The sequence below is a fragment of the Devosia sp. genome (assembly GCF_040509215.1).
In the GTDB taxonomy this organism is placed as follows: Bacteria; Pseudomonadota; Alphaproteobacteria; order Rhizobiales; family Devosiaceae; genus Devosia.
Genome location: NZ_JBEVLL010000125.1, coordinates 1 through 3,286, shown reverse-complemented (window position 1 = coordinate 3,286; position 3,286 = coordinate 1). Strand labels below are relative to the sequence as shown.

At 62.2% G+C, this 3,286-nt stretch carries 3 protein-coding genes; 2 read left to right on the top strand and 1 reads right to left on the bottom strand.

Translation table 11 applies throughout. The features are described from left to right. Positions 1–41: 41 nt before the first annotated feature. Entirely contained in the window at positions 42–1,148 is a 1,107-nt protein-coding gene (locus ABW043_RS06880; protein WP_353920477.1) for a TRAP transporter substrate-binding protein, read from the bottom strand. A 150-nt stretch (positions 1,149–1,298) separates the two neighbouring features. Between ABW043_RS06880 and ABW043_RS06875 the strand changes: the two genes are divergently transcribed. Then, on the top strand, positions 1,299–2,246 hold the full coding sequence (locus ABW043_RS06875) for a carbohydrate kinase family protein (protein WP_353920476.1): 948 nt from the start codon (positions 1,299–1,301) through the stop codon (positions 2,244–2,246). Positions 2,247–2,313: 67 nt separating this feature from the next. Further along, positions 2,314–3,189, top strand: coding sequence for a c-type cytochrome (locus tag ABW043_RS06870; RefSeq protein ID WP_353920475.1), 876 nt, complete (start codon positions 2,314–2,316; stop codon positions 3,187–3,189). Positions 3,190–3,286 lie beyond the last annotated feature (97 nt).

Sequence of the window (3,286 nt, the reverse complement as noted above, 5' to 3'; positions counted from 1 at the left end):
CCCGGGCGCGAGCCCGGGGTTTCTTTCTTCGCTACCAAAAATCAGAGCGCGTTGGCGCGCTGTTGGGATTGCATGAAGGCGTCGTAGTTGAGTTCGGCGATCTGGTTCCAGAGATAGTGGTCTTTGCGGAACGCGGTGATGGAATCCCAGATGGCCTTGAAGTGCGGGCTCGAGGCCGACAGCTCGGTGTAGGTTTCGTTGGCAGCCTTGAAGCTGGCTTCCATGATTTCGGGGCTGAAGGGGCGGAGCTGCGCGCCTGCGGCCACGAGCTTCTTGATGGCGGTGGGGTTCACATAGTCGTATTTGGCCAACATGTCGGCGCTGGTCGCCTGGCAGGCGGTTTTGAGCAGCGACTGGTAGTTGGCCGGAAGTTCTTCGAACTTGGTCTTGTTGATGAGCGCGTGGACGGTCGGGCCACCTTCCCACCAGCCGGGATAGTAGTAATAGGGCGCGACCTTCTGGAAGCCGAGCTTTTCGTCGTCATAGGGCCCGACCCATTCGGCCGCGTCGATGGTGCCCTTTTCGAGCGCATTGTAGATTTCGCCGCCGGGCATGGGCGTGGGGATGACGCCGAGCTTGGACAGGATGGTGCCGGCAAAGCCGACGCGCATTTTGAGGCCCTGCAAGTCGGCAACGGAGTTGATTTCCTTGCGGAACCAGCCGCCCATCTGCGCTGCGGTATTGCCGCAGGGGAAGCCGACGATGTTGTAATTGGCAAGGAACTCGTTGGTGATGTCGAGACCACCGCCATAATAGTACCAGGCGCTCATACCGCGGGCGTTGAGCGAGAAGGGAATGGCGGCCATGGCGGCCCAGGCGACGTCCTTGCCCGAGAAATAGTAGCCCACGGTATGGGCCATTTCGATCGAGCCTTCAGATACTGGATCGACTACTTCGAAAGCGGGCACCAGTTCGCCGGCGGCGAAGACGTCGATGGTGAAATTGCCGTCGGACGCTTCGCTCACATATTTGGCCAGGGTTTCGCCGCCGCCATAGATGGTGTCGAGGCCGGGCGGAAAGGACGAGGCCAGGCGCCAGGCAATTTTGGGCTGGCTCTGGGCAATGGCCGGCATGGCAAGACCGGTCGACGCAGCAACGGCGCCAGCGCCAACGGCACCGGCCTTGGAAAAGAATTTCCGACGATCCAAAATAGTTCTCCCTCAATCAGGCCAGCTATCCTCCTGCCAGCCCTGGATGAAACAATACACGCGGCGTTTTGCGAGTAAAGCGCTCGCACGGCTGGCGGGCGGGGGGACGAAAATGCTAAGGGCTCAACCGGAACAGGGTGGGAGAAAAGCATGTTCGTTGTCGGTGGGGAAAGCCTGATCGATCTGGTGCCGGTTTCGTCGGCGCCGGGCGCCGAGCGCCAGGCCATTGCCGGCGGGTCGCCGTTCAATTGCGCGATCGCCTTGGCGAAGCTGGGCAATCCCACCGGGTTCCTGTGTCCCATCAGCCAGGACGAGCACGGCGATCTGCTGCTGGCCCCGCTGAAGGCTGCTGGCGTCGAGGTGCTGCTCAAGGAGCGTGTGCCCGAGCCGACGACCAAGGCTATCGTCACCTTCAACGAGAAGATGCAGGCAAGCTATGTGTTCGAGCGCGGGGCAGACCATGCCTTTACGCGCGAGGGCTTGCTGGCGGCGTTGCCGGGGCAGGTGGAGCTCTACCAGATCGGCGGCTTTGCCCCGATCCTTGCCGAAGACGCAGCAAAATGGATGGTGGTCGTAAAGGCCGCCATCGGGCGCGGGGCGACGATCTCCATCGACATCAATGTGCGCGAAAAGCTGGTCGACGATGAAGACGGCTATCGCCAGCGCTTGTCGGATTTTCTCGATCTCGCCCATGTCATCAAGCTCTCCGAAGAAGACCACGAATGGCTCGAGCCGGGCGTGACCATCGAGGAGCATGCAAAGCTCCTGCTCGATCGGCCCAATTGCGAGCTGGTGGTGGTGACCCTTGGTGAGCATGGGTCGCGCGCCTTTTCCAATGTCGCGAGTGCCGAGGCGGGCATTTATGCTCCGCCGGTCTTTGGCGACACGGTAGGCGCGGGCGATAGCCTGATGGCGGGTATTCTGACCTGGCTGAATGAAACCGGCGCGCTCAAGCTTGGGAAACTGGGCATGCTCGAAGAGGCGGCGCTGCAGACAACGCTGCGCTTTGGCGCCGTGGTGGCCGGGCTCAACTGCGCCGAGAAGGGCTGCAAGCCGCCGACGCGTGCACAGGTGGATGCGGTCCTCGCAAGCAGTTGACCGCTGATACCATTGCGATTTTTGCCTCGCTCTGATGTGATCGCCCGGCGTCGTACGGGGAACAGTCATGAAGAAGCGTTGGTTGGCCTTGGGCGTCGTCGCGGTGGTTGGCATCGGGACCGCCGGCTATTTCCTCAAACCCGTCGAGGGGCCGGCGCGCGACCTTACGCTTGTCGGTGATGCGACGCGCGGCGACTATGTGATGCGACTGGCCGGTTGTGTGGCCTGCCACACCAATGTTGCCGAAGGCGGGGCGGAGCTGGCGGGCGGCGTCGGGCTCGAAACCGATTTCGGCACTTTTGTGCCGCCCAATATTACCTCGGACCCCAATGCCGGGATCGGCAGTTGGACGCTGGCGCAGTTTTCCGACGCGCTCAGCAATGGCATGGGGCCGCAGGGGCATCTCTATCCGGCCTTCCCATACGAAAATTATACGCTGATGACCGATCAGGATGTGCTCGACCTCTATGCGGCGCTGATGGCGACCGAGCCGGTGGCAACGCCGGCTGTTGCAAGCAGCATTCCCTTCCCGTTCAACGTCCGGCTGATCATGGCGGGCTGGAAGAACCTCTTCTTCACCCCGCAGCGGTTCGAGCCGGAGGAAGGGAAGGACGAGGTCTACAATCGCGGCAAATATCTCGCCATGGGGCCGGCGCATTGCGTTGCATGCCATACGCCGCGCAATGCGCTTGGGGCGCTGCAGTGGGACCAGGCTTTCGCAGGATCGCCTGGCGGCACGGGTGGCCGCGCCCCGGCGCTGACGCGCGAGGCTCTGGTGGCAGAGGGCTATGATGTCGCGACCCTGGCGCAGACACTCAAGGATGGGTTCACGCCGGGCTTTGACGTGCTCGGTGGACCGATGGGCGAGGTGATCGCGGATTCCACCTCGTTCTGGACGGACGACGATCTCAACGCGGTGGCGACGTATCTCTTGGCGGAATGAAAAAGGCCCTCCCGAAGGAGGGCCTTTTCGTTATCAGGCGCTGTAGGCTTTGACGTTCTGCTTCTGCTCGCCGAGGCCTTCGATGCCGAGGTGCATG